A 24169-nucleotide genomic window follows, 5' to 3' on the forward strand; every position below is an offset into this window, starting at 1 on the left:
GAGCAGTTTATTGTTGTCGCACGCGCCCGCTGCGCGCCTTACCCGCACCGTTTGCCACTCTCAGTATGCTTTGATTCATGTGTGCGTGACACAACGCAATAGCCAATGCGTCCGCGGCGTCTGCCTGGGGTTTTCGGGAGAGTGACAGCAACACTTGAACCATGTGCTGTACCTGGGATTTTTCGGCACTGCCCTTGCCAACCACAGCCTGCTTGACCTGTCGGGCAGAGTACTCGTGTACCGCCAGCCCACTGGTTGCGGCACCAACAATCGCCGCTCCACGGGCCTGTCCAAGCTTGAGAGCTGAATCCGGATTTCGAGCCATAAAAACCTGCTCGATGGCAAACTCCTGCGGCTGAAATTCAGTGATCAGGCTTACCAGGCTCTGAAAGATGATCTTCAGGCGCTCCGGCATGGGCTGTTCACCCATGCGGATACAACCACTGTCGATATACTCTATGTGCCGACCCTCGACGCGGATAATACCGTAACCGGTGATCCTTGAGCCGGGGTCGACACCCAGAATAATTGCCACATCAGAGCCCTGTTATTGCCTTAAATTTTACTCTTCGCCAGAGATTGGCACATTGCCTTCAACGGGCTTTACTGGCTTGCGCAGGCGAATATGAAGCTCACGCAGTTGTTTTTCATCTACTTCGCCCGGTGCCTGAGTCATCAGACAGGTTGCGCTCTGGGTTTTCGGGAAGGCGATCACGTCCCGAATGGAGCTGGAACCGGTCATAAGCATGATCAAGCGATCAAGGCCGAACGCCAAACCACCATGTGGCGGGCAACCGTACTTGAGTGCATCGAGCAGGAATCCGAACTTGGCGCGAGACTCTTCTTCACCAATGCCCAGAATGCGGAAGACTTCTTTCTGCATTGTGTCACTGTGAATACGAATAGAGCCACCACCCAACTCGGTTCCGTTAAGAACCATGTCGTAGGCACGTGACAAGGCAGTTTCGGGATTTTCAGCCAACTCTTCCGGGCTACAGCTTGGTGCCGTGAACGGGTGGTGAATAGCAGTCAGGCCGCCATCCGGCAGAACTTCAAACATCGGGAAGTCCACCACCCACATAGGTGCCCACTCGCAGGTCAGCATCTTCAGGTCGTGGCCAACCCGAATACGCAGCGCGCCAAGCGCTTCGTTTACAACGGTAGTCTTATCGGCACCGAAGAATACGATATCACCGTCTTCTGCGCCGGTGCGTTCGATAACAGCCATGGCAACATCATCGCCCAGGAACTTGACGATAGGCGACTGCAAACCTTCCACGCCTTTGGCCAGCTCGTTCACTTTGATGTAAGCCAGGCCTTTTGCACCGTAAATACCAACAAACTTGGTGTATTCGTCGATCTGCTTACGGCTCAACTCGCCGCCCTTGGGCACGCGCAGAGCGGCAACACGACCTTTTGGATCATTAGCAGGGCCGGCGAATACCTTGAAATCAACACCGGCCACCAGATCGCCCACATCCTGAAGTTCCAAGGGAATGCGAAGATCAGGCTTATCGCTACCGAAACGATCCATTGCTTCTGCGTAAGGCATGCGCGGGAACGCTGGCAGCTCAACATCCATAACATCCTTGAACAGAGCACGAATCATGCCCTCGTTCAGGTTCATCAAATCTTCTTCGTTGATGAAGGATGCTTCGATATCGACCTGGGTAAATTCAGGCTGGCGGTCAGCACGCAAATCTTCATCACGGAAACACTTGGCAATCTGGTAATAGCGATCCACACCCGACACCATCAGCATCTGCTTGAACAGCTGGGGCGATTGAGGAAGCGCAAAGAATGACCCTTCGTGGGTACGGCTGGGCACCAGATAGTCGCGGGCGCCTTCCGGCGTGGCACGGGTCAGGATGGGGGTCTCCACATCCATAAAGCCGTTGCTGTCGAGGTAGTTACGGATATAGCTGGTTACCCGTGAGCGAAAACGCAAGCGGTTCAGCATTTCCGGACGGCGCAAATCCACGAAGCGGTAGCGCAAACGCACGTCTTCTCCGACATCCACATGCTCATCCAGCGGGAACGGAGGCGTTGCCGCGGCATTCAGGATGGTGACCTCTTTACCAAGCATTTCAACCTGGCCCGTGGGCATGTTGCTGTTTTCAGTGCCTGCAGGGCGACGACGCACCAGGCCTTTGATCTTCACCACGTACTCGCTGCGCACTTTCTCGGCAAGGGCGAAACTTTCGGGTGTATCCGGGTCTATAACCACCTGGGAAATACCATCCCGGTCGCGCAGATCCAGGAAGATAACCCCACCATGGTCACGGCGGCGGTGTACCCATCCGCAAAGTGTAACTTCCTGATCTATGTGAGATTCGTTGATCCCACCGCAATAATGACTGCGCATACCGGTTCCCGTAGTGTCTGGTGTCTGAGAATAAAGTTTAAAAGCCGCCTATTATAAACATAATGGCGGCGAAAATCAGGCCTGTTTAGCCTCCGAACAAAAACTGCAAACACCCGGATGCAGACTTTCTTCAAAGGTTCCCTCCCGGTTAACAGACCGCTAGACTACAGCATTCATGAGTTATTGGAGCCCCAACCTTGTCAACCAGAGCCGAGCAGAAACTCCTCACCCGGCGCTCCCTTATGGATGCGGCCCTTGCCCAATTGAGCCCGGACCGTGGATTCGGAAGCCTCAGCCTTCGGGAAGTAGCGCGAGAGGCTGGCATTGCGCCGACATCTTTCTATCGCCATTTTGTCGACCTGGACGAACTGGGGCTGGTATTGGTAGACGAAGGCGGAGTGGCTTTGCGGCAGTTGATGCGCCAGGCCCGCAAGCGGATCGCCCGGGATGGCAGTGCCATTTCAACCTCTGTAGAAACGTTCATGGAGTATCTTGGCAAAAACGCCAACCTTTTCCGGCTGATGCTCCGGGAGCGCACGGGCGGTTCCAAACCCTTTCGGACGGCTATCAAAGCCGAAATTGATCATTTCGTAACAGAACTGGCCGACGACCTACGGCGATTTGCGGAAGAACAGAACAAACCCCTGTCTGATGCACGAATGGTTGCTGAAGCTATGGTAACACTGGTATTCAACCAGGGAGCAGACGCGCTGGATGCTACGCCGAAAGAGCGGGAGGAATTAAAAGTCAAACTGAAGACCGAGCTCAGGATGATTTTGATCGGCTCACAAATGATGGCCCGGCACGCATCTATACGATAAAGGCCGCCAGCAAACAAATATGCTCAGCTGGCGCCGATTTCAGACAACACAGCTGCAAAGGCGCGCCTGACTTCCGCCAGCTCGCACTCTTCGTAAGGTACCGGAGGCTGCTTACCCCACACAGGCCCCGGCCAGGCAGGATCACCCTCAAAACGGACGATGTGATGTAAATGTAACTGGGGAACCATATTCCCGAGGGCGGCCACGTTCATCTTGTCACCACCGAAGGCTAGCATCATCCCACGACTGAGGGCTGAGGATTCGCGCATCAACTGATGCTGCTGCTCTGCGCTTAACTCGTAGATCTCGCGAATGCCGACCAGCGCCGGCACCAGCAAAACCCAGGGCCAGGTTCTATCGTTCATCAGCCTGATTTCGCACAGACTGCTACGGCCAAGGCTGACGGTATCGGCAGCCAGCCGCTCATGAAGATGAAATTCCTGATCCTGAGTCATCACCGGGCTCCTGCCTGACGGATTACTTCGACTGGAATTGATTGCGTCCGCGACCGATGGCGTAGTAAACCAATCCGTGGCGATCCAGTATTTCCGGCTCGTAAAGATTTCGACCATCAAATATAACAGGCTCGCGCAGTGTTGATTTGATGGCATCGAAATCCGGAGAACGGAACTCTTTCCATTCCGTACAAATCGCCAGCACGTCTGCACCGCGAAGTGTCTGCTCTTTTGTACCGCAAAGCGTTAAACCTTCGTGATCACCGTAGATGCGTTGGGTTTCTTCCATGGACTCAGGATCAAACGCCTGAACAGTAGCACCAGCCTTCCAGAGATCTTCCATCAACGTGCGTGCGGAAGCTTCGCGCATGTCGTCGGTATTTGGCTTGAAAGCCAACCCCCAAATTGCCACGACTTTACCCTTCAAGTCGCCATCGAAATAATGGCTGATCTTGTCAAACAGTACATGTTTCTGAGCGTAGTTCACTGCTTCTACAGCATTGAGCAAACGGGCATCGTACCCGGAGTTTGCAGCGGTCCGGGCCAGCGCCTGAACATCTTTGGGGAAACACGAGCCACCGTAACCACAACCAGGATAGATGAAGTGGTAGCCGATTCGGGGGTCTGAACCTATGCCACGACGGACCGCTTCAATGTCGGCGCCCAAGCGCTCAGCCAGGTTCGCAATCTCGTTCATGAAGCTGATCTTGGTTGCCAGCATGGAGTTGGCTGCGTACTTGGTCAGTTCTGCCGAACGGATATCCATGAAAATCATACGATCATGGCTGCGGTTGAATGGGTAATACACTTCCCGCAGCAGGTCTGCAGCCCTTTCGCTGTCTGTACCTATGACGATGCGGTCCGGCTTCATAAAATCGTTGATCGCCGCGCCTTCCTTGAGGAACTCCGGGTTGGAAACCACATCAAACTCAAGCTCAAGACCACGGCTTTCAAGCTGGGCACGAACGGCAGCAGCCACCTTATCGCCTGTACCAACCGGTACTGTGGATTTGTCCACAATAACCTTGTAATCGTCCATGTACTGGCCGATAGACTTGGCGACGGCCGTTACATACTGCATATCTGCAGAGCCATCTTCATCCGGTGGTGTACCGACTGCGATGAACTGAAGCGTGCCGTGCTTAACGGCTTCCTGAACATCCGTTGTGAACGCCAGGCGCCCGGCCTCCACAGTATGTTTTACGATGTTATCCAGCCCAGGCTCAAAAATAGGTATCTGGCCATTCTTCAGCTTGTCGATCTTGGCCTGATCAACGTCCATGCAAAGTACTTCATGGCCAACATCTGCCAGACACGCTCCGGTAACAAGCCCGACATATCCGGTACCAAAAATCGTTATTTTCATCCGTTAAATCCCGATATTTTAATTTAAAAACAGTTTAGTGCTGGCCAACCGCATCTTTTTTCTTTTGCCAGATCGCTTCCCAGGCCAGCGCAGTACCAACAATCGTTTCCAGATTATCGTAGACAGGCTGCCAACCAAGGGTCTTTTTAATCAGTGCATTATCCGCCATCAGTGCTCCGGGGTCACCGGCTCTGCGGCCCGTTTCAGTTACCGGGAAATCCACACCGGACAGTTTACGGACCACATCAATCACTTCGCGAACGGTAAACCCACGGCCATAGCCGCAGTTCATAACTTTAGACTCGCCACCACCGGCCATATAATCCAGCGCCATTACATGGGCACTGGCGAGATCTTCCACGTGAATATAATCGCGCACGCAGGTGCCATCGCTGGTGTCATAATCTGTGCCGAAGATGCTCATGCCGTCTCGCTGCCCGGTTGCGCATTCGCAGGCCACTTTGATCAGGTGAGTCGCTTCCGGCGTTGCCTGACCCAGTAGGCCATCCGGATTGGCACCAGCCACATTGAAGTAGCGCAGCACAACATAGTTAAGGCCAGAAGCGGCTGCCAGATCCATGATCATCCGCTCGCTCATCATCTTGGATGCGCCATAGGGGTTGATGGGGGCAAGGGGCAAATCTTCCGTGAGAACGGTCTGCTCCGGCATTCCGTAAACTGCGGCGGTTGAGGAAAATACCATGTACGGCACTTTATACTTATCAACAGCCTTCAGCAGGTTCAGGGTATTGCGAGTGTTATTGCTGTAATACTTGAGCGGGTTGGTTACAGACTCGGGTACAACGATGTTCGCAGCGAAGTGCAGTACTGCTTCAAATTGGTGGCTGGCAAACACCTGGTCAATCTCGTCTTCGTTAGCCAGGTCACCCACAACCAGCTCACCGGCAGTGACTGCCCAGCGGTAACCTGTTGAGAGATTATCAAAAACGACAATATCATGACCGGCCTTGGCCAGTTGGCGAACCACATGGCTGCCAATATACCCGGCACCGCCAGTTACTAATACTTTCATGCAGAACTACTCCTTCCCTGAATTCTGTTTGCGCCGCTGCCGGATTTCGGCCCGTCTACGGCTGAAAAAGTCGCTGATTATCTGGCTGCACTCATTCTGCAAGATGCCACCCGTGGTTTCCACTTGCCAGTTCAGCTGAGGTTCATCCAGTGTGCGCCGGGCGGATTCAACCGCGCCAGCCTTGGGCTCAAGAGCACCATAAACAAGACGACTGATGCGGCTGTGCACTATGGCGCCAACGCACATAGTGCAGGGTTCCAGGGTGACATAAAGCGTTGCCCCAGTAAGACGATAATTCCCTTCCCGAGCTGCAGCATCGCGTAATGCGCAGATCTCTGCGTGAGCAGTGGGGTCGCAGCCGGTAATTGGCACATTGAAGCCGGTGCCCAGCTCTTTTCCATCACGGACAACAACCGCACCAACGGGCACCTCGCCCACGGAAGCCCCGCGGGCTGCCAAAGTAAGCGCACGGGCCATCCAGTACTCGTCAGTGTTATGTATATCCGGCATAAACGCGGCTCTGCTGATAGCGCCCTGTACAAATATGATACTGGCCAGGCCAGAAAGCGCCACGAAAATACCATTATTCGGTTTTTTTACCAAGCGATCCGCATATGCATCCCCTGCTTTCGCCCTATTCGACGTTTGCAATACCGCGCCGGTATATGGAGAACACGCCGGGCGCGTCTCTTCGCATTTGTTCCATCTCACCGGAGATCAGCGATTGCATGATCAACCCCTGAATAGTGCCAATAAACAGGATGGCGGCTGCATGGTTATCCAAGTTTTGTGGTAACTCTCCGCTCTCCTTCGCCAGTTCAATAAGTCGGTGCAAGCGCTCCGCATACTGCTTGAGCAACTCATGCGCCAAGCGCTTTGCCGGTGTCGATTTGGCCCCCTGAAGCTCGCCAAATAGCATCCGTGGTGCACCGGGGTGCGCTGAAACAAAATTGATATGAGCCAGAAACATGGCCCGCATTGCCTCAAGAGGTGAGTCAATGCCCTCTGCAGCTTTCTCAATGCGCGACATCAGGCGCTCAGCGACCCACTGCATAACCGACGCCCAGATAGCCTCTTTGTTCGGAAAGTGCCTGAACAACGCTCCCTGTGTCAGCTTCATGTGTTTGGCGATAGCTGCCGTTGTTATGTCGCCAGGGTTTGTCGTTGCAGCAAGGTCGATAACAGCCTCAACTGTAACGTTTCTGCGCTCGTCGGCTGGAAGGTTCTTCTGTCTGGTTTTTTGCATCACACTCTCTGAAAATCGCTAACAATTATTCCGGTTTAGCAGGCTCTTTACTTGTCCAGCCCCAGTCATCGAACAGCACGTACACTGCAGGAATCATCACCAGCACCAGCACGGTAGTGGCCAGCAAACCGAAGACCACGGAAATCACCAGAGGTTTTATTGCCGCTGACTGAACGCTGGTTTCGGCCAACAAGGGTAATAGACCTGCAATGGTGGTGATAGACGTAATCAGAATTGCCCGAAGCCTGTCGCGACTGGCCTGCCCTGCGGCAACAATTGCACTCATGCCCTTGCTGCGGTGTTCCTTGATGAACTGGACCAGCAGGATGGAATCGTTAACGACTATGCCAGCCAGCGACGCAGCACCGATCATTGATGGCATTGAAATGTACCAGCCCAGCAGCACATGCCCCCACAAGGCGCCCACAAAAGCCAACGGGATGGCCAGCATCACGATAAGCGGCTCGGCGTAACTGCGGAACTGAAATGACAGTATAACGAACACACCCAGCAGCCCGATCAGCAATCCCCTCGCGATGGAACCGCCGGTTTCTGCGGAACGGGCAACCTGCCCCTCAAAGCTGATATCAACATTCGGGTGGCGCTGCTTGAACTCCGTCAGCCATTGACCGCTCATATCATTAACAACCGCTTGGGCACTGGCTTCGCGGGCGTCCACATTGGCCTGAACTGTCACGGTACGTTGGCCACCCACCCGTGTGATCATGGCCCAGTCGCGCTGGTCGTGTATTTTCGCCACAACTTCCAGCGGCATCTGACGACCATCGGGCATTAAAATGGTCTGATCGGCAAGGTCTTCGAGGCTGGATCTGTCTTCTTCCCCTTGGCGTACCAATATGTCCACATCGCGCCTGCCAATGCGCTGGGTATCTACAATTTCCCCAAGAAAGGCCGCACGCAACTGCGAAGCTACCATCTCGGCAGTCAGCCCTGATGCCAGTGCGCCGTCTGTCAGGGTGAATGTTCGCTGAGGTTTGCCGGGGCGCAGATCGTCGATAATGTTATAGACAGCCTCATAGCCGGTCAGATGCTCACTCACATCCAGCGACGCCGCTTTGAGATCTGCCAGATCCGCGCCTTTCAGGCGAACCTCAATGGGTATTCCCGCCGGGCCAAAGCCAGGCTCCTGAATGATCAGGCTGGACAGCCCCGGGATATCACCTATCTGCTTGCGCCATGCGACGGTCAGCTCATTCAGGTCCATGGTTCGGCGTTCGGCGCTCAATAGATCAACCATGACCGTTGCAACATGAGCGCCCGCCTCCCGGGCGCTGGGGTTGTAATTGAAGCGAACCTGAATGGCATCAACCAGCGGAGCCTCATCTGGCTGTTCCGGGGTATAGACATCATTGAGGTGCCACATGGCATCTGCTATCCGGGTTGCAGCAAGTTCTGTACGGGCCAGCGGTGTTCCCTGGGGTAAGAGAATCCGGGCTTCCAGAGTATCGCCGTCGAGATCTGGCATGGCTTCGGTGCTGACATGGCCGCCAGCCATGAAGCCCGCCGTACCCAACAATACGAGCAACACACCACCCAGCACTGCATAACGCCAGCTAACCGCTTTGTCTGCGAGCCTGCCAACGCGCTCCTGAAACACAGCAAAGTGTCGCTCAAACGCTGTCCGGAAACGGGACTGAGTGCTGGCTTGCAAGGGTAAAATACTGCCCCTGAGATGATGAGGAAGAACCCAAAGCGCTTCTATAAGGCTGGCAAACAAGGCGGCAATCAATACCACCGGCAATACTTTAAGTACCGCGCCCAATTCGCCCACAAGAAACGCCAAAGGCGCAAATACCCACACGGTTGTCAGGAAGGACGACACAACGCCCGGCAGCACCTGTCGAGTGCCTTCAACCACGGCATCCAGTGGTGAGGCTCCCGCTTTCGCTTGCATTGCGATGCTATCGGCAATCACAACGGCATCGTCCATCACGATACCAATCGCCATCAGCAGAGCCACCAGCGTAATCATGTTCAACGACAAGCCACTCAGGCTCATCACAAAGAAGGCGCCCATAAAGGCAACGGGGAGACCCAGCACCGCCCACAGAGCCAGGCGTGGGCGAAAGAACATCCCCATCACAACAATCAGCAAGGCAAGCCCCGCGATACCGTTGCTGACCAACATCTCCAAGCGCTCACGCACGATGCTGGTCATGTTCTGGGTTAGCGTTAGTTGCAATGGCCCGTCGATACGCTGGCGCTCTGTGTCTATCAGGGTTGTCAGCTCTTCAAGCACATTTAGCGAGTCATCCTGCAGTGTCTTGCTGACTTCCAGTACGATCGCGCGCTGGTTATTGAAATAGATCTGCGCCTCAGGCCGTTCGCCGGTTTCCCGCAGTGTTGCGATCTCCCCCAAGGTGAGCTCGCCACCGCCACTGCCTGAGACCACCACCAGGTCTGCAAGCTCCTGCAAGCTGCGCCGCTGGTCTGTAAAGCGCAGCAATATGTCGCGGTCCGGAGTTTCCAGGGTGCCCAGCGGCACATCGATGCTCTGTTGCCTGAGGCGCTGCCCCAAATCGCTGGCCGATAACCCATATTGAGCCAGCACGGCCCGTGGCACCTCAACCTGCCACTGCCGCTGGGAAAGCCCCTGCAGAGTTACCTGAGCCACACCAGGCAGCGTCATGATGCGCTCTTCAAGTTGCAGTGCGTAGTCTTCGAGCTGATTAGTTGCCATGTCGCCATAAACAGCAACGGCGGCTACCAGATCACTGCGATGAAGCTCCCGAACTACCGGCCTTTCAGCTCTCGCTGGCAGATCCGTAAGCGCATTAACTTCAGTGTCGATATCGCTGAGAAAGCGGATAGAGTCCCCAGCCGCTTCCATAGTGACTGTTGCACGGGCAAGATTATCCTGCGCCACACACTCAATTTCATCGAGAAAATCCACGCCTTTGACGGCATCGTACAAGCGACGACAGACCGCATCTTCAACGTCTGCCGCGCTGGCGCCGCGATAGACAACATCGATACTGACTTCAACCGGGCGATAATCAGGAAAGGTTTCGCGCTTGAGCGTTGGCGCTGCAAACAAACCTGCCGCCAACATCAGCAATAGCAGCAAGTTAGCCGCTGTCGGATGGCCAGCAAACCAGCGGATCATTGTGCTATACCCAGTGCACGTCGCTGCAGGTGTTTCTCAAGGTCCTCATTGCGATGGGGCTCAACCTTCATGCCTGTAATCGCAGGCACAGGGTCGTCTGTGATCAGCAGCTCTCCGGCCGCCAACCCACTTTCAATCACCGCCAGACCATTCTGCTCAAAGGCCACCTCAACCGGGCGCCGCTGCAGAAGGTTGTCCTCACCCAGAATGTACACCTCACCCTGGTGCAGCGCAGAGGAAGGCACCGCCAGCATGGACGTTGGGCTATCGGCTGCAAAATTGACCTGAACGTGCATATCACGCTGCAGTGCGGGGCGCTCGGGTAATTGCACAAGGCTGTATGGCTGGTCCACGGTGACCACGACTCGCCCGCTACGCGTGCCGGGGTCCAGACCACTGGCTACCCTGCTGACAGTTGCGGGCCAGCGCACGGCAGGAAAACCTGTCAACTGCACCTCGCTCTGGATGGCCAAAAACTCGAACTTCTCGGTGATATCCAGTGCAGGTTCCTGGGAATTATCGGGCTTTGATACCGCGGACATGAGCCTGCGCAACATAGTGAGTGGCACCTGCGCTTCTATTTCAGCCTGCTCAATCCCGTCAGCAAGAAACAGCGGTTGCCCGAGGCCCGCGTATTGATGCTCTTCTACCTCAACGGCACGAACACGCAAATCGTAGGGGGCAATAAAGCGGGTATCTTGAAGATCCTGCTGCCCCTGCTCCATGCGTGTATTTGCGCGCTGTATCTGGGCATCAAGATACTGCTGCCGCGACGGCAACAGCGAAAGCTGGTTATCCAAAGACTGCACAAGTTGGCGCTGTGAAAGCGTTGCGCGCAACTGTTCATCAAGGCGTGATCGGGACACGGCACCTGTTTTAAGAAGTCGCTCAATACGGCTGAGTTCGCCTTCAGACAAGGCCAGCCGCTCGCGTTCCAGCTGTATCAGGTGGCGGGTATTTTGCGCTTCAGCCGCAAGCTTGGCTTGCTCTGCCGCCAGGGATGCCAACTCGGCTTCCGTCTCTGCTATTGCTAACTGGTAGCGACCTGGATCCAGCGCCAAAAGTAATGTGCCTGCCGGCAGTAATGTACCGCTATTCAGCTCCGGATGACGATGCACAACACGCCCGGCGACATTGGCCACAGCCTGCCAGGTTTGTACCGGGCGAGTAATACCAAAGCCCCGCGCCGTCAGCTTGAACGGCATTGGCTGCACCTCAATAACGGTCAGGTGCAGAGGCTGGGAGCTGGTCTCATTGTGAGCCGGCCCCTCGCGCAAGAAAACCAGAAGCGCAATCAGAAGAACGCCCCCAATCAGGCCAACCAGAGCCAACGCCTTTCTGTTACCAAACTGCCGCAGCGCCATTTTATCTTCTCTTCATTAAATTACTCGATATAAAAGATAGTAATCAGTCACTATCTTTTATACAACCCACGCATCGGCTCGGATTTTGATGTGGATCAAGCGCCCTTCATGCCGCCCGTGCAAGGTTGAAGCAGCAGTACTTGGTATTGGCAGTTTTGAACCTCCAAAGGAGAAAGTGTCATGAAAGCACTGGTATTTCACGGGCCCGGCAAGCGCAGCTGGGAAGATAAACCGAAGCCAATGATTGAAAACCCCACGGATGCGGTGGTTCGCATCACCCACACAACCATCTGCGGCACAGACCTTCACATACTGAAAGGCGACGTGCCTGCAGTAACGCCCGGCCGCATTCTTGGGCACGAGGGGTTGGGCGTTGTTGAGCAGGTAGGTGAAGGGGTAAGCAACATCAAGGTTGGAGACGAAGTGCTGATCTCCTGCGTCACTTCCTGTGGCCGATGTGACTACTGCAAACGTGGTATCTATGCCCATTGCCGCGATGGAGGCTGGATTCTCGGCCACCTGATCGACGGAACCCAGGCCGAATACGTGCGCATACCACATGCGGATAACAGCCTTTACCTGCTGCCCGATGATATGGACCGCGCTGCAGCCGTCATGCTCAGCGACATCCTTCCCACAGGCCACGAGATTGGCGCGCTGAACGGCGAGGTAAAACTCGGAGACACGGTGGCTATCGTCGGCGCCGGCCCTATAGGACTGGCTGCTCTGATGACATCGCGCTTCTATTCTCCAGCGCGGATCATTATGGTCGATCCGGACGAGAACCGTCTGGCCATGGCCAAGATGCTCGGCGCCACTGACACCATTTCCCGGGACCCCATTGAGGCCATCAAAAAACTGACAAATGGTGAGGGTGTAGACGTAGCTATGGAAGCGGTCGGCATCCCCGAAACCTTCGATATATGCCAGAGCATTGTCCGCGCGGGCGGCCATGTGGCCAACATAGGTGTACATGGCAAGAGTGTCGAGTTCAAGCTGCAGGATTTGTGGATCAAGAACATCACTCTGCGCACTGGCCTGGTGAATACAGACACCATCCCGGTTCTGATGAAAGTGGTGGAGAGCGGCGGCGTGAAGCCCGAGGATCTGGTCACTCATCGCTTCATACTCAACGACATCGAAAAGGCCTACGATATCTTTGCAGAAGCGGCGAAGGAGAAGGCGATCAAGATGTTGCTGACGGCTGAGTGATCGCATAATAAGCAATAAACACAGTGCACTGAAACCCACCTCACGAGACGTGAGCCATGGGTTTCAGTGGCGTGTTCTGCATCTGGAGTGTGGGCAAGCCATTAGTCGAGGCTACAAATATTTCTCTATCGGCAACAGCCTGAACAGGCCGGACTTGAAGCGCCGCCAAAATCCTGTGGTCGGTTCGTGAGTCCAGGATTGCTCCTCGCCCGCCGACCAAAGCAATTGCCCATCCGCCTCCCGGGTTACCTGCCAGCTGTTCTCCGGCGCCATTGCGGCTTCAATATCGTGCGCAAGCTGCGCTGCCAACCGGGGGCTGTGGATTACTAACGCGGTTTCAGAATTCAGGTAGATCGAACGAAGATTGATATTGAGCGAACCGATGTATACGATTTTACGATCGAATACTGCGGATTTGGCGTGCAAACCCACCATTCCTTCAGTGCAGAAATCCGGCAGCTTTATCCAGCTCGAACAGGCGGCTGCATCCGGCCGCAGTTCATACAGTTCCAGCCCATTATCGAGCATCGCGCCGCGACGGCGTGCGTAGCCCGCATGGTTCGTGGTGAGGTCGTTAGAGGCCAGGGAGTTGGTCAGGGCCAGGACACGAACACCGCGCTCCCTGATCTGTTCCAGTATATCGAGCTGCTCATCACCCAGAATGAGATACGCGGATTCAACCAGGATTTCCTCATCGGTCTGCTCAACGAGTTGGTGCAGTGTCTGGGCAGCGCGTTGAGGCTCGTCCGTATCCGTTTCACCATTTACCACCGGCGAATCGAACACCAGTTCCGCTTCCGCCCAAGTTACGTCCGAAAACACTTGCGCCATATACTCAAGCGCTTGAGTTGCATCTTGCGGCGGCACCCGGGTGAGCCCGGTGGTACCGGAAGCGCTTGCACGCAGCTGATCCAATTGTGAGCTCAAGCCCAGCTCCTGCTCAGCATCAGGCTCCAATTGGCGAATGGGGTAGCTTGACGCGCTGTTCCAGAACGCATCGAAATTTGCGGAAAGGTCAGCAACAATCGGCCCTGCAATCAGAACGTCCCGGTCGCGAAAATTCATCTGTGGGTGTAGATCGAAGTACTCATCCCCGATATTACGACCGCCCATGATGCCCAAGGCGCCGTCGACCACGAAGGTCTTGTTGTGCATGCGCTGATTGAGACGCTGAAAGTCGGTTATGAAGCTCAGCCATTTACCAATGCCCGAGCGAACCGCAAAGGGATTGTAAATGGAAATCTCGATATTGGGGTGATGGTCCAGCGCGGCGAGCATGGTGTCGCGACCGTCCAGGTTCACATCATCGAGCAACAGCCGCACACGCACACCGCGGTCAGCAGCTACCAAAAGACGTTGTGCCAGATAAGACCCTGACACGTCTGTGTTCCAGATGTAGTACTGGGCATCAATACTTTGTTCGGCGGTTTCTATCAGCGCAGCTCGCTGTAGAAAAGCCTGGCGACCAGTACCCTGAATGAAAAACCCGGAATAACCTGATCGGTCCTGCAGGTGGGGCTGAATCTGACGGCCCAAGCGCGTTTCACTTGGGCGATCAAACGCATATGACGGCAACAGTGCATTTTGAGGGGGCAGCTGGGCGCACCCCTGCACAAACAGGATAACGAGCAGAATACAAATACGTCTGGCACGCAGCGCGTGCCTTGAAACGGTCGCCACCCTGTCAGGCAAACCCTCTACTCCGGTTTATGCATTTGCCCTTGCGAACTCCAGACTCATTCCCACTCAATCGTAGCCGGCGGTTTGGAAGACACGTCGTAAGTCACCCGTGATATACCGCTGATCTCATTGATAATGCGGTTAGACACGGTTTCCAGAAGTTCGTATGGCAGATGCGCCCAACGAGCTGTCATGAAGTCGACGGTCTCAACGGCGCGCAGTGCAATTACCCACTCGTAGCGACGGGCATCGCCCACTACACCCACAGATTTCACCGGAAGAAATACGGCAAACGCCTGGCTGGTTTTGTGGTAAAAGTCTGCGCGGTGCAGCTCTTCAAGGAAGATGGCATCGGCACGGCGAAGAATTTCAGCGTATTCCTTTTTCACCTCACCCAGAATGCGCACGCCCAAACCTGGCCCCGGGAAGGGGTGGCGATAAACCATGTCATAAGGCAAACCCAATTCGAGTCCAATGCGGCGTACTTCGTCTTTAAACAGTTCGCGCAGGGGCTCTACCAGCTTCAGCTTCATGGTTTCCGGCAGTCCACCCACGTTGTGGTGGGACTTGATCACATGAGCTTTGCCGGTTTTGGATGCGGCTGACTCGATTACGTCCGGGTAGATGGTGCCCTGGGCTAGCCAATTTACGTCCTTGATACGGGCGGCTTCTTCATCGAACACATCAATAAAGGTGTTACCAATAACCTTGCGCTTTTGCTCCGGGTCGCTGACGCCCTTGAGGTTGGCAAGGAAAAGATCTTCCGCATCGGCCCGGATGACTTTCACACCCATGCTGTTGCCGAACATATCCATTACCTGATCACCTTCGTTCAGGCGAAGCAGACCGTTATCGACGAATACGCAGGTAAGCTGGTCGCCAATCGCCTTGTGCAACAGCGCCGCTGTGACCGAGGAGTCCACGCCGCCAGACAAGCCCAGTAGAACTTTGTCAGTACCCACCTGTTCGCGAATCTTGGCGACAGCATCATCAACGATCTTGGCGGGGGTCCACAAAGCTTCACAGCCACAAATGGACAGTACAAAGTGCTCAAGAATGCGCTTGCCTTGCAGGGTGTGGGTCACTTCCGGGTGGAATTGCAGCCCGTAAAGGTTACGAGACACGTCTTGCATGGCCGCAATAGGCGCACTTTCTGTTGAGGCCAGCAGCTCAAAGCCCTCTGGCATAGCGACAACCTTGTCACCATGGCTCATCCACACGTCGAGCAGGGAATCGCCCGTTGACGTAAGGTGATCAGTAATATCTTGTAGCAGCGGGCCCTTGGCGCGCACTTTTACCTGGGCATAGCCAAATTCACGCTTTTCAGAACTTGCAACCCGGCCACCTAGCTGCTCGGCCATGGTTTGCATGCCATAACAGATACCCAATACCGGAATGCCACGCTCAAACAGCCCGTCCGGGGCGCGCGGGCAATCCAGCTCTGTAACCGATTCAGGACCACCAGCCAGCAAAATACCCTTCGGGTTGAACTCTTTGAGTTCTTCATCTGTGATATCGAACGCGCGAACTTCGCAGTAAACACCTATTTCGCGCACACGGCGTGCAATCAGCTGAGTGTACTGAGAACCAAAATCCAGAATCAGGATACGGTGGTCGTGAATGTTATTGGCCATAGAGTCCTCGAAAAAAATAAGCTGTGCGGCTCAAATCCGAGCCGCACTCAGGCAGTCTGTTCTCAGCTAACGCGGTAGTTTGGCGCTTCTTTGGTGATGGTTACATCGTGCACGTGGCTTTCACGCATACCAGCACCGGTAATGCGAACAAACTTGGGTTTGGTGCGCATTTCAGGCATGTTCGCGCTACCTGTATAACCCATGGATGCACGCAGGCCGCCAATCAACTGATGGATGATATTGCGCATGGGGCCTTTGCAGGCAACACGGCCTTCAATACCTTCCGGCACAAGTTTTTCAATACCTTTGCTGGCATCCTGGAAGTAACGGTCGCTTGACCCCTGCCCCATAGCGCCCAACGACCCCATACCACGGTAGGCTTTGTAACTTCGGCCTTGATAGAGTTCGATTTCGCCAGGCGCCTCATCGGTTCCCGCCAGCAAGCTGCCGATCATCACGCAGTGGGCACCCGCAACAATCGCTTTGGAGATATCGCCGGAGAAGCGCACGCCACCATCCGCAATAATTGGAATATCACGGTCTTTCAGTGCTTCAGCAACGCTGGAAACGGCAGAAATCTGCGGCACACCTACGCCAGCCACAATCCGGGTAGTACAAATGGAGCCCGGGCCTATGCCCACTTTAACAGCATCCACTCCCGCGTCAGCCAATGCGATAGCCGCTTCTCCGGTAGCAATGTTACCGCCAATCACCTGAAGATCCGGATAGTGCTTTTTAACCCAGCGAACGCGATCGATGACACCCTTTGAGTGACCATGAGCTGTGTCTACAACAATCACATCCACGCCGGCATCGGCCAGTGCAATAATGCGTGCTTCAGTGTCGCCGCCGGTGCCAACGGCAGCACCCACACGCAAACGCCCTTGACTGTCTTTGCACGCCATCGGGTAGTCTTTCGACTTTTGAATATCTTTAGCGGTAATCAGGCCGCGAAGCTGGAAATCCGCATTAACCACCAACACTTTTTCAATGCGATGGCGATGCAGCAGTTCTTTGACTTCGTCCAGGCTTGCGCCTTCCTGCACGGTCACCAGTTTGTCTTTCGGTGTCATAATCTGGTGTACAGGTGTATCCATACTGCTTTCAAAACGAATGTCGCGGCCAGTCACTATGCCAACCAGTTCGGTGCCATCAACCACAGGCAAACCGGAAATGTTGTTGGCCATGGTGATTTCCACCAGCTCACGGACGGTGTTTTTCGGGCTAACAGTAATCGGGTCCTTTACCACGCCACTTTCGAACTTTTTCACTCGGCGCACTTCCGCAGCCTGATAGTCCGGGCTCATGTTTTTGTGCATGATGCCTATGCCACCCTCCTGGGCCATGGCAATTGCCAGCTCTGCATCGGTTACCGTATCCATGGCCGCAGACACCAGCGGAATGTTCAGGGTGATCGTCCGGGTAAGTTTGGTGCGCAGGTCCACCTGGTGTGGTAGAACCTCGGAGTAACCGGGCACCAACAGAACATCATCAAATGTGAGAGCTTCTTCGACAATTCGCAGCATTGGGATCGGCCTTTTGAACGTGCTAAATTTAAACCTTCCGGGGAGCACCCATGACTAAAAAGGGTGCAGCCGCAAAGTAAAATGCGTAATCGGCCTATTATAAAGAGGTGTCGCAGGTCAGTAAACTGCACAATTTCCTGTCACTTACCGCATGCGTTTGAAATTCCAGCAATTTACACTCAAATTTTTCGGCTATTGCGTATAAGCCGGTTAGGAGTTTTTGGTGAAAAACGTGTTTCCGGACACTCGGCCCAGGGCCCTCTCCGTCAGTGAGTTGAACCATCAGGCCAGACACCTGCTGGAATCCAGCTTCATGCAGGTGTGGGTTGAGGGTGAACTGTCAGGCTTTTCCCGGCCGTCTTCCGGGCATTGGTATTTTTCCCTGAAGGACCAGAAATGCCAGGTTCGCTGCGCCATGTTCCGGGGGCTGAACCAGCGTATTCGTCCGCTACCAAAGGAAGGCGACCAGGTTCGCATTCGCGGCAAGGTAACCCTGTACGAAAACCGGGGCGACTTTCAGATAATTGTTGAACACATGGAGCCCGCCGGCCTTGGCGCACTGCAACAGGCATTTGAAGAGTTAAAACGCAAGCTGCAGTCAGAAGGCTTGTTCGAGGTGGGCCGTAAAAAGCCGATCCCGACCTTGCCGACCCACATTGGTGTTGTCACCTCCCCTACCGGTGCCGCCATACACGATATTCTCACCGTTCTGGCAAGGCGTTGCCCTGCGATACCAGTGACCCTTTACCCCACAACCGTTCAGGGCAAGCCGGCTACAGCGGAAATTGTCCGTGCAATTGAACTGGCCCAGGCCCACGGTGTGGCCGATGTTCTGGTTATTGGGCGCGGTGGTGGCTCTCTGGAAGATCTCTGGTGTTTCAACGAAGAAGCCGTTGCACGAGCCATTGCAGCCTGTGCCATACCCACCGTAAGCGCCGTTGGCCATGAAACAGACGTTACCATTGCAGATTTTGTGGCAGATTTGAGGGCACCGACACCGTCGGCCGCTGCCGAAAAAATCTCCCCCGACCAAAACGACATGCTCCGGCAGGTGAATGATTGCGAGTTCCGGCTAGCCAACGCTACCAGACGAGCCCTTCAGCGTCTGAATACAAAACTGGAGCATCTCTCTGCGCGTTTGCGCGACCCAAGGCGTGAGCTGCTGGAGAAGGCCCAGAGGCTGGACGACCTGGAGATGCGCCTTGGTAAAGCCATAGCGCAACGCATGGATCGCTCCCAGGTGCGAAGCACGCATCTGACCCAACGGCTTGCCATGCAATCTCCCCGCAAACAACTTGCCAACAGCCGCGAAGCGCTTGATCGCTCTTGCTTGCAACTGGGCAAAGCCATGGAGCGAATTCTGGCAAAGCTTCAGGACAGACTGGAACACACCGCAGGCACGCTCAACGTTGTAAGCCCATTAGCCACGCTGGGGCGTGGGTATGCCATCGTTCGCGATGATCAGGGCCGCATCATCCGCAACGCAGCAGACCTTGCAGCTGGCGATCAAATCTCCACACGGGTTGCAAACGGTACAATTACAGCCGAGGTAACATCCGTGAGCCAAGGAAACGACTAACCCCGAAACCCTTTCGACTAATCCGATGGTCTACTGGTTCACTGCTTCAAAGCGCCTAAAGTTGGACAACTGACAACAAAAATTCCAGCAGGTACTACGAGGCAGATTGTATGAACTACAACTCAGAGTTCCGGAGATCGATTGATAAACCGGAAGAGTTCTGGCGTGAAAAGGCAGGCGATATTGACTGGATACAGTCGCCTGAAGCCATCTGGCAAGCTACCGATAATGGACATGGCCAGTGGTTTCCTGACGCGACTCTTAATACGTCTGACGTAGCCCTGGATGCCAACGTTCGAGCTGGCCGGGGCGACCAAAAAGCGCTCATCTACGACTCACCGGTTACAGGCACCAAGTGCAGCTATACCTATACAGAGCTGACGAACGAAGTCGCACGTTTTGCCGGCGCCCTCGCCGCTCAAGGCGTAGCAAGGGGCGATGTGATCATCATCTATATGCCGATGATTCCGGAAGCCGCCATTGCAATGCTCGCCTGCGCGCGGATCGGTGCAATCCACTCAGTAGTGTTTGGTGGGTTTGCAGCCCACGAACTCGCAGTCAGAATCGATGACGCGCAACCCAAAGCGGTGATCACGGCATCCTGCGGCATAGAAGTTGCCAAGGTTATCGAGTACAAGCCTCTGGTGGACAAGGCCATTGGGCAGGCATCACACAAGCCCGATTTCTGTGTGGTCTATCAGCGCCCGCAAGTAAAAGCTCAAATGCAGGATGGCCGCGACCACGACTGGAGCAACCTGATGGCCACTGCTGAACCCGTTGAACCGGTTCCAGTGAAGGCGACCGATCCGCTCTACGTACTGTACACCTCGGGCACCACCGGCAAACCCAAAGGCGTGGTAAGAGACAACGGTGGTCATGCGGTGGCTCTGAAATACAGCATGAAGCTGGTTTATGACGCCAACCCGGGTGACGTGTTCTGGGCCGCCTCAGATGTAGGCTGGGTAGTAGGTCACAGCTATATTGTGTACGCCCCCTTGTTTGCTGGCTGCACGACCATTCTCTATGAAGGCAAACCGGTAAGGACCCCTGATGCCGGGGCATTCTGGCGCGTTGTTCAGGAGCACAATGTAAACCTGCTGTTTACCGCTCCCACTGCTTTCCGAGCTGTCCGCAAGGAAGACCCGGAAGCCGATCAGCTTTCACGCTATAACATAAGCTCTCTCAGACGCATTTTCCTGGCGGGTGAGCGCCTGGACCCGCCCACGTACGACTGGCTAAGAGAGCATACCCAACTCCCCATCCTGGACCACTGGTGGCAAACAGAAACTGGCTGGGCTATTTGCTGCAACCCGGTAGGCATTGAAACCATGCCTACCAAACCGGGCTCGGCGACATTTCCGTCACCTGGCTATAACGTACAGGTTGTTGACTCGCGTGGTAGCCAGGTACCTGCAGGTGAGCAAGGCCAGATTGCCGTCAAACTTCCACTTCCTCCAGGGTGTCTGGTAACGGTTTGGGGTGATGACAAGCGTTTCCAGGACAGCTACCTCAACCTCATACCTGGCTTTTACAGCTCCGGTGATGGCGGTTACGTTGATGACGATGGCTATGTCTTTGTTATGGGCCGTACAGACGATGTAATTAACGTTGCCGGCCACCGTCTCTCTACGGGTGAAATGGAAGAAGTGGTTGCCTCTCACCCGGCGATTGCAGAATGCTGCGTGGTTGGAGCACACGATGACATGAAAGGCCAGATTCCTCTTGGCCTGGTGCTCATCAAGGACGGCGCAACCATTGACCACGACGAGCTGGAAGAAGAGCTTGTTGAGATGGTAAGGGAGAAAATCGGTGCAATTGCCTGTTTCCGCAGGGCGCTCGTGGTAGATCGTTTGCCCAAGACCCGCTCCGGAAAGATACTGCGACGGGTTATCCGCCAGATCGCTGACGGAGAAGAATATGCGGTTCCTAGCACCATTGATGACCCGGCAATTCTGGAGGAAATCAGCGAACAACTCCGCCGCTGAGATTGATGTTGACGACCTTCAAAGTCGGTCTATACTCAATTTGCTGTGGAAAATCTTCAGTGCCCCGTGGGGGGAAATCTCAGAGATACAGGAAAGTTCAATGTCAGATACAGTAACAGGCACGGTAAAGTGGTTTAACGAAGCCAAAGGTTTCGGCTTTATAGCTCAGGATGGCGGAAGTGACGTTTTCGTGCACTACAGCGCCATTACCTCAAGCGGCTTCCGCACACTGACAGAAGGTCAGCAGGTGCAGTTCACCGTAACACAGGGGCCTAAAGGCCCTCAGGCGGAAAACGTAACACCTGTTTAAGGCGTTATTTTTCCTCCCTCTGCCCCTCACGGGCATGAGACCCAACATTAAGCCGGCACTTGTGCCGGCTTAATGTTTTATTGGTTACGCGCTTACAGCGCCCGCTGTAATCTTCTCCGACTTACCTTGCATTGATTCAATATCTCCAGCCGCTTGGGCAACAGCTGAAAACAGTGCTTGTAGCGTTGCAGACGTTGTATCTTCAGCCAAAGCAGCTGCGCTGCAATGCTTGCCTCCAGCTGTCAGGCGTATGCAGGCAAGCGCGTTGGCACGGGTACCCTCCCCCAATGCAAACTCATCGTAGGCCTCCACCGCTATAGCCAATCCAAAACGCTTATCGAGTGCGGCAGAAACTGCCTCTACTGCCCCAAGCCCTTGCCCCTCGAGGCGCACCGGCGCTGACTCGCTACCAAAGGTTACTTCAGCGTGCACGCCGTGTTCGTCTCTGCGCAGATCATAACCACGCAGCGCCCAGGCATCGTGAACCTTCAGGTAGCGTTGCTCAAACAGGTTGTGGATGGCCATTGAATCAATTTCACCGCCATTGGTTTCTGCAGCTTTCTGAACTACCTTACTGAACTCGATTTGCAACCAGCGTGGCAAGCTGATGTTGTAATCACGTTCAAGCACATAAGCCACTCCGCCTTTGCCTGACTGGCTGTTGATACGTACAACTTCTTCGTACCGGCGACCCAGATCAAACGGATCAATAGGCAGGTAGGCCACATTCCACGGATCGCCCTCTTTTCTCAGAGCCAGGCACTTGCGGATGGCATCCTGATGGCTACCGGAGAAGGCTGTGAACACCAACTCACCTGCATACGGATGGCGCGGATGGGTGGAGATTTCGGTACAGGCTTCTACAACCTCGGTAATTTCCGCCATACCCGACAAGTCCAGCATCGGGTCGATGCCCTGGGAGTAAAGGTTCATGGCCATGGTCACCAGGTCCATATTGCCTGTGCGCTCACCGTTACCCATCAGTGTGCCTTCTACGCGATCTGCACCGGCCATCACTGCCAACTCGGCCGCAGCTACGCCACAACCCCGGTCGTTGTGAGTGTGAACACTGATACTGATGTGTTCCCGGTGGCGAATGTTGTCGCACACCCATTCAATCTGATCCGCAAACACGTTTGGCGTAGACATTTCCACAGTTGCAGGCAAGTTGATGATAACCGGCTGCCCTTGATCCGGTCGCCATACTGCGGATACCGCATCAATAACATCAACGGCAAAATCCAGTTCTGTGCCGGTGAAACTCTCAGGAGAATACTGGAATGTCCACTCGGTATCCGGGTTCTGGGCAGCCAGGTCTTTAACCACTTGCGCGCCGTTTACTGCTATATCACGAATGCCCGCACGATCCAGCCCGAACACCTGCTCCCGCTGCACCGTTGAGGTAGAATTATATACGTGAACAATGGCGCGCTTTGCACCTTTAAGCGCCTCGTAAGTGCGCTCAATCAACTCAGGGCGGGCCTGGGTCAGCACCTGGATTTTCACATCTTCAGGAATCCGATTTTCTTCAATCAGTTTGCGGCAAAAATCAAAATCCGGCTGGCTGGCTGCCGGAAAGCCGATTTCGATCTCCTTGAACCCAAGCTTTACCAGCAAGTCGAACAAGCGCTGCTTCTGGGCAACATTCATGGGCTTGACCAGTGCCTGGTTGCCATCGCGAAGATCCACCGCGCACCACACAGGTGCTTTTTCGATAACCTTGTCTGGCCAGCGACGGTCGGGTTTAGCGACCGGGCGGAAGGCTACATATTTGCGATGATCAAAAGCCATGTTTGTTGTACTCCGTAGCAGTTCAGATGTATTCCAGTAAGGACACCAGTTTAACGCTTTGCCAGCGCCATGGGATTGCGAACTTACGCCAGAAAGCGTAGCTTATTAGCCATATATTCTACAAGTAAACGAGATTCGGCAATTCTATGCTTAAGAACAAAGAAACCCTCATACAAATCGACAAAATTGACCGGCGTATTCTGGAACAGATACAAAAAGATGCGTCCTTAACCAACCAGCAGCTCGCCGAAAAAGTGGGGCTATCTCCGTCACCCTGCCTCAGACGGGTGCGCGCCCTTGAAGAAGCCGGCATTATTGTGCGCACGGTTACCGTGCTTGATCACAAAAAGCTTGGCCTTTCGCTGACTGCAATCATTCTCATCGGGATGGACAGACACACCCCCGAGCGCTTTGCCACATTCGAAGAACAGGTAAGCGACTACCCTGAGATTCTCGAATGCTATCTGGTGACAGGCCACGATGCAGATTATATGTTGAAGGTGGTGGTGCCAGACATGGATCACTACCACCACTTCCTGCTTAACCGTATTACCCGGATCCCGGGGGTGAGCGGCGTTCACTCGAGCTTCGTATTGAAGCGTGTATTAGACAGCACTGCCCTGCCCTTGGGCTATTTGTCCTGATACCACATTCGCTATCTGTACCTTGTGCGGC

At 54.6% G+C, this 24169-nt stretch carries 18 protein-coding genes and 1 pseudogene; 6 read left to right on the top strand and 13 right to left on the bottom strand.

Annotated elements, in window-relative coordinates:
- Positions 1–7: 7 nt before the first annotated feature.
- Together ruvC and aspS are read right to left on the bottom strand one after the other, a co-directional pair.
- A complete protein-coding gene (gene ruvC / locus FE848_RS01155) occupies positions 8–535 on the bottom strand; it encodes a crossover junction endodeoxyribonuclease RuvC (protein ID WP_200200903.1) in 528 nt (175 codons plus the stop codon).
- Positions 536–562: 27 nt separating this feature from the next.
- The gene (gene aspS, locus FE848_RS01160) at positions 563–2365 is read right to left on the bottom strand and encodes an aspartate--tRNA ligase (protein ID WP_200200904.1); all 1803 of its coding nucleotides are present in this window, start codon (positions 2363–2365) and stop codon (positions 563–565) included.
- 197 nt (positions 2366–2562) lie between these two features.
- On the opposite strand from aspS, the gene fabR reads away from it, so the two are divergent.
- Positions 2563–3186 (top strand): HTH-type transcriptional repressor FabR, encoded by a 624-nt coding sequence (gene fabR, locus FE848_RS01165; RefSeq protein ID WP_200200905.1) that lies wholly within the window; start codon positions 2563–2565, stop codon positions 3184–3186.
- Positions 3187–3209: 23 nt separating this feature from the next.
- Here fabR and FE848_RS01170 read toward each other — a convergent pair whose 3' ends face one another.
- The 7 genes from FE848_RS01170 to FE848_RS01200 all read right to left on the bottom strand — a co-directional run bounded on the left by FE848_RS01170 (position 3210) and on the right by FE848_RS01200 (position 11777).
- A complete protein-coding gene (locus FE848_RS01170; RefSeq protein WP_200200906.1) occupies positions 3210–3641 on the bottom strand; it encodes an HIT domain-containing protein in 432 nt (143 codons plus the stop codon).
- Between the two features lie 22 nt (positions 3642–3663).
- Complete coding sequence (locus FE848_RS01175; protein ID WP_200200907.1) at positions 3664–5007, bottom strand: UDP-glucose dehydrogenase family protein; 1344 nt, start codon at positions 5005–5007, stop codon at positions 3664–3666.
- 34 nt (positions 5008–5041) lie between these two features.
- Positions 5042–6040: a UDP-glucose 4-epimerase GalE gene (galE, locus tag FE848_RS01180; protein WP_200200908.1), complete on the bottom strand. Its 999-nt coding sequence runs from the start codon at positions 6038–6040 to the stop codon at positions 5042–5044.
- Positions 6041–6046: 6 nt separating this feature from the next.
- Positions 6047–6550, bottom strand: coding sequence for a tRNA adenosine(34) deaminase TadA (gene tadA / locus FE848_RS01185; RefSeq protein ID WP_200200909.1), 504 nt, complete (start codon positions 6548–6550; stop codon positions 6047–6049).
- 124 nt (positions 6551–6674) lie between these two features.
- On the bottom strand, positions 6675–7286 hold the full coding sequence (locus tag FE848_RS01190; RefSeq protein ID WP_200200910.1) for a TetR/AcrR family transcriptional regulator: 612 nt from the start codon (positions 7284–7286) through the stop codon (positions 6675–6677).
- 25 nt (positions 7287–7311) lie between these two features.
- Positions 7312–10413 (bottom strand): efflux RND transporter permease subunit, encoded by a 3102-nt coding sequence (locus FE848_RS01195; protein ID WP_200200911.1) that lies wholly within the window; start codon positions 10411–10413, stop codon positions 7312–7314.
- Entirely contained in the window at positions 10410–11777 is a 1368-nt protein-coding gene (locus tag FE848_RS01200; protein WP_200200912.1) for an efflux RND transporter periplasmic adaptor subunit, read from the bottom strand. Before FE848_RS01200 ends, FE848_RS01195 begins: the two co-directional genes overlap by 4 nt.
- 180 nt (positions 11778–11957) lie before the next feature.
- Between FE848_RS01200 and FE848_RS01205 the strand changes: the two genes are divergently transcribed.
- Positions 11958–12989: a zinc-dependent alcohol dehydrogenase family protein gene (locus FE848_RS01205; protein WP_200200913.1), complete on the top strand. Its 1032-nt coding sequence runs from the start codon at positions 11958–11960 to the stop codon at positions 12987–12989.
- Between the two features lie 111 nt (positions 12990–13100).
- Here the strand turns inward: FE848_RS01205 and FE848_RS01210 are convergent, their stop codons facing one another.
- From FE848_RS01210 to guaB, 3 genes are all read right to left on the bottom strand, one after another.
- Positions 13101–14681 carry a phospholipase D family protein gene (locus FE848_RS01210; RefSeq protein WP_227715067.1) on the bottom strand — a complete coding sequence of 527 codons (1581 nt, stop codon included), beginning with the start codon at positions 14679–14681 and terminating at the stop codon, positions 13101–13103.
- 44 nt (positions 14682–14725) lie between these two features.
- A complete protein-coding gene (gene guaA, locus FE848_RS01215; RefSeq protein WP_200200914.1) occupies positions 14726–16303 on the bottom strand; it encodes a glutamine-hydrolyzing GMP synthase in 1578 nt (525 codons plus the stop codon).
- Positions 16304–16365: 62 nt separating this feature from the next.
- Positions 16366–17829 (bottom strand): IMP dehydrogenase, encoded by a 1464-nt coding sequence (gene guaB, locus FE848_RS01220; RefSeq protein ID WP_200200915.1) that lies wholly within the window; start codon positions 17827–17829, stop codon positions 16366–16368.
- Positions 17830–18052: 223 nt separating this feature from the next.
- Here guaB and xseA point away from each other — a divergent pair, with 223 nt between their 5' ends.
- From xseA to FE848_RS01235, 3 genes and pseudogenes are all read left to right on the top strand, one after another.
- Positions 18053–19408, top strand: coding sequence for an exodeoxyribonuclease VII large subunit (xseA, locus tag FE848_RS01225; RefSeq protein WP_200200916.1), 1356 nt, complete (start codon positions 18053–18055; stop codon positions 19406–19408).
- A gap of 107 nt (positions 19409–19515) precedes the next feature.
- A pseudogene (locus tag FE848_RS01230) lies at positions 19516–21393 on the top strand (acetate--CoA ligase); the annotation flags it as partial.
- 100 nt (positions 21394–21493) lie between these two features.
- On the top strand, positions 21494–21703 hold the full coding sequence (locus FE848_RS01235) for a cold-shock protein (RefSeq protein WP_200200918.1): 210 nt from the start codon (positions 21494–21496) through the stop codon (positions 21701–21703).
- A gap of 84 nt (positions 21704–21787) precedes the next feature.
- On the opposite strand, the gene leuA is transcribed toward FE848_RS01235, so the two are convergent.
- Positions 21788–23494 (bottom strand): 2-isopropylmalate synthase, encoded by a 1707-nt coding sequence (gene leuA, locus FE848_RS01240; RefSeq protein WP_200200919.1) that lies wholly within the window; start codon positions 23492–23494, stop codon positions 21788–21790.
- Between the two features lie 146 nt (positions 23495–23640).
- Here leuA and FE848_RS01245 point away from each other — a divergent pair, with 146 nt between their 5' ends.
- Positions 23641–24138 carry an Lrp/AsnC family transcriptional regulator gene (locus tag FE848_RS01245; protein ID WP_200200920.1) on the top strand — a complete coding sequence of 166 codons (498 nt, stop codon included), beginning with the start codon at positions 23641–23643 and terminating at the stop codon, positions 24136–24138.
- The last annotated feature ends 31 nt before the right edge of the window (positions 24139–24169 follow it).

This window comes from Marinobacter sp. 1-3A (genome assembly GCF_016597775.1).
Lineage (GTDB): Bacteria > Pseudomonadota > Gammaproteobacteria > Pseudomonadales > Oleiphilaceae > Marinobacter > Marinobacter xiaoshiensis.

Coding starts and splice junctions, on each gene's coding strand:
- FE848_RS01200 (WP_200200912.1), bottom strand. CDS start 11,777: ATGGCGCTGCGGCAGTTTGGTAACAGAAAGGCGTTGGCTCTGGTTGGC.
- FE848_RS01175 (WP_200200907.1), bottom strand. CDS start 5,007: ATGAAAATAACGATTTTTGGTACCGGATATGTCGGGCTTGTTACCGGA.
- FE848_RS01170 (WP_200200906.1), bottom strand. CDS start 3,641: ATGACTCAGGATCAGGAATTTCATCTTCATGAGCGGCTGGCTGCCGAT.
- tadA (WP_200200909.1), bottom strand. CDS start 6,550: ATGCCGGATATACATAACACTGACGAGTACTGGATGGCCCGTGCGCTT.
- leuA (WP_200200919.1), bottom strand. CDS start 23,494: ATGGCTTTTGATCATCGCAAATATGTAGCCTTCCGCCCGGTCGCTAAA.
- guaA (WP_200200914.1), bottom strand. CDS start 16,303: ATGGCCAATAACATTCACGACCACCGTATCCTGATTCTGGATTTTGGT.
- guaB (WP_200200915.1), bottom strand. CDS start 17,829: ATGCTGCGAATTGTCGAAGAAGCTCTCACATTTGATGATGTTCTGTTG.
- FE848_RS01245 (WP_200200920.1), top strand. CDS start 23,641: ATGCTTAAGAACAAAGAAACCCTCATACAAATCGACAAAATTGACCGG.
- aspS (WP_200200904.1), bottom strand. CDS start 2,365: ATGCGCAGTCATTATTGCGGTGGGATCAACGAATCTCACATAGATCAG.
- FE848_RS01235 (WP_200200918.1), top strand. CDS start 21,494: ATGTCAGATACAGTAACAGGCACGGTAAAGTGGTTTAACGAAGCCAAA.
- FE848_RS01195 (WP_200200911.1), bottom strand. CDS start 10,413: ATGATCCGCTGGTTTGCTGGCCATCCGACAGCGGCTAACTTGCTGCTA.
- galE (WP_200200908.1), bottom strand. CDS start 6,040: ATGAAAGTATTAGTAACTGGCGGTGCCGGGTATATTGGCAGCCATGTG.
- FE848_RS01190 (WP_200200910.1), bottom strand. CDS start 7,286: ATGCAAAAAACCAGACAGAAGAACCTTCCAGCCGACGAGCGCAGAAAC.
- FE848_RS01205 (WP_200200913.1), top strand. CDS start 11,958: ATGAAAGCACTGGTATTTCACGGGCCCGGCAAGCGCAGCTGGGAAGAT.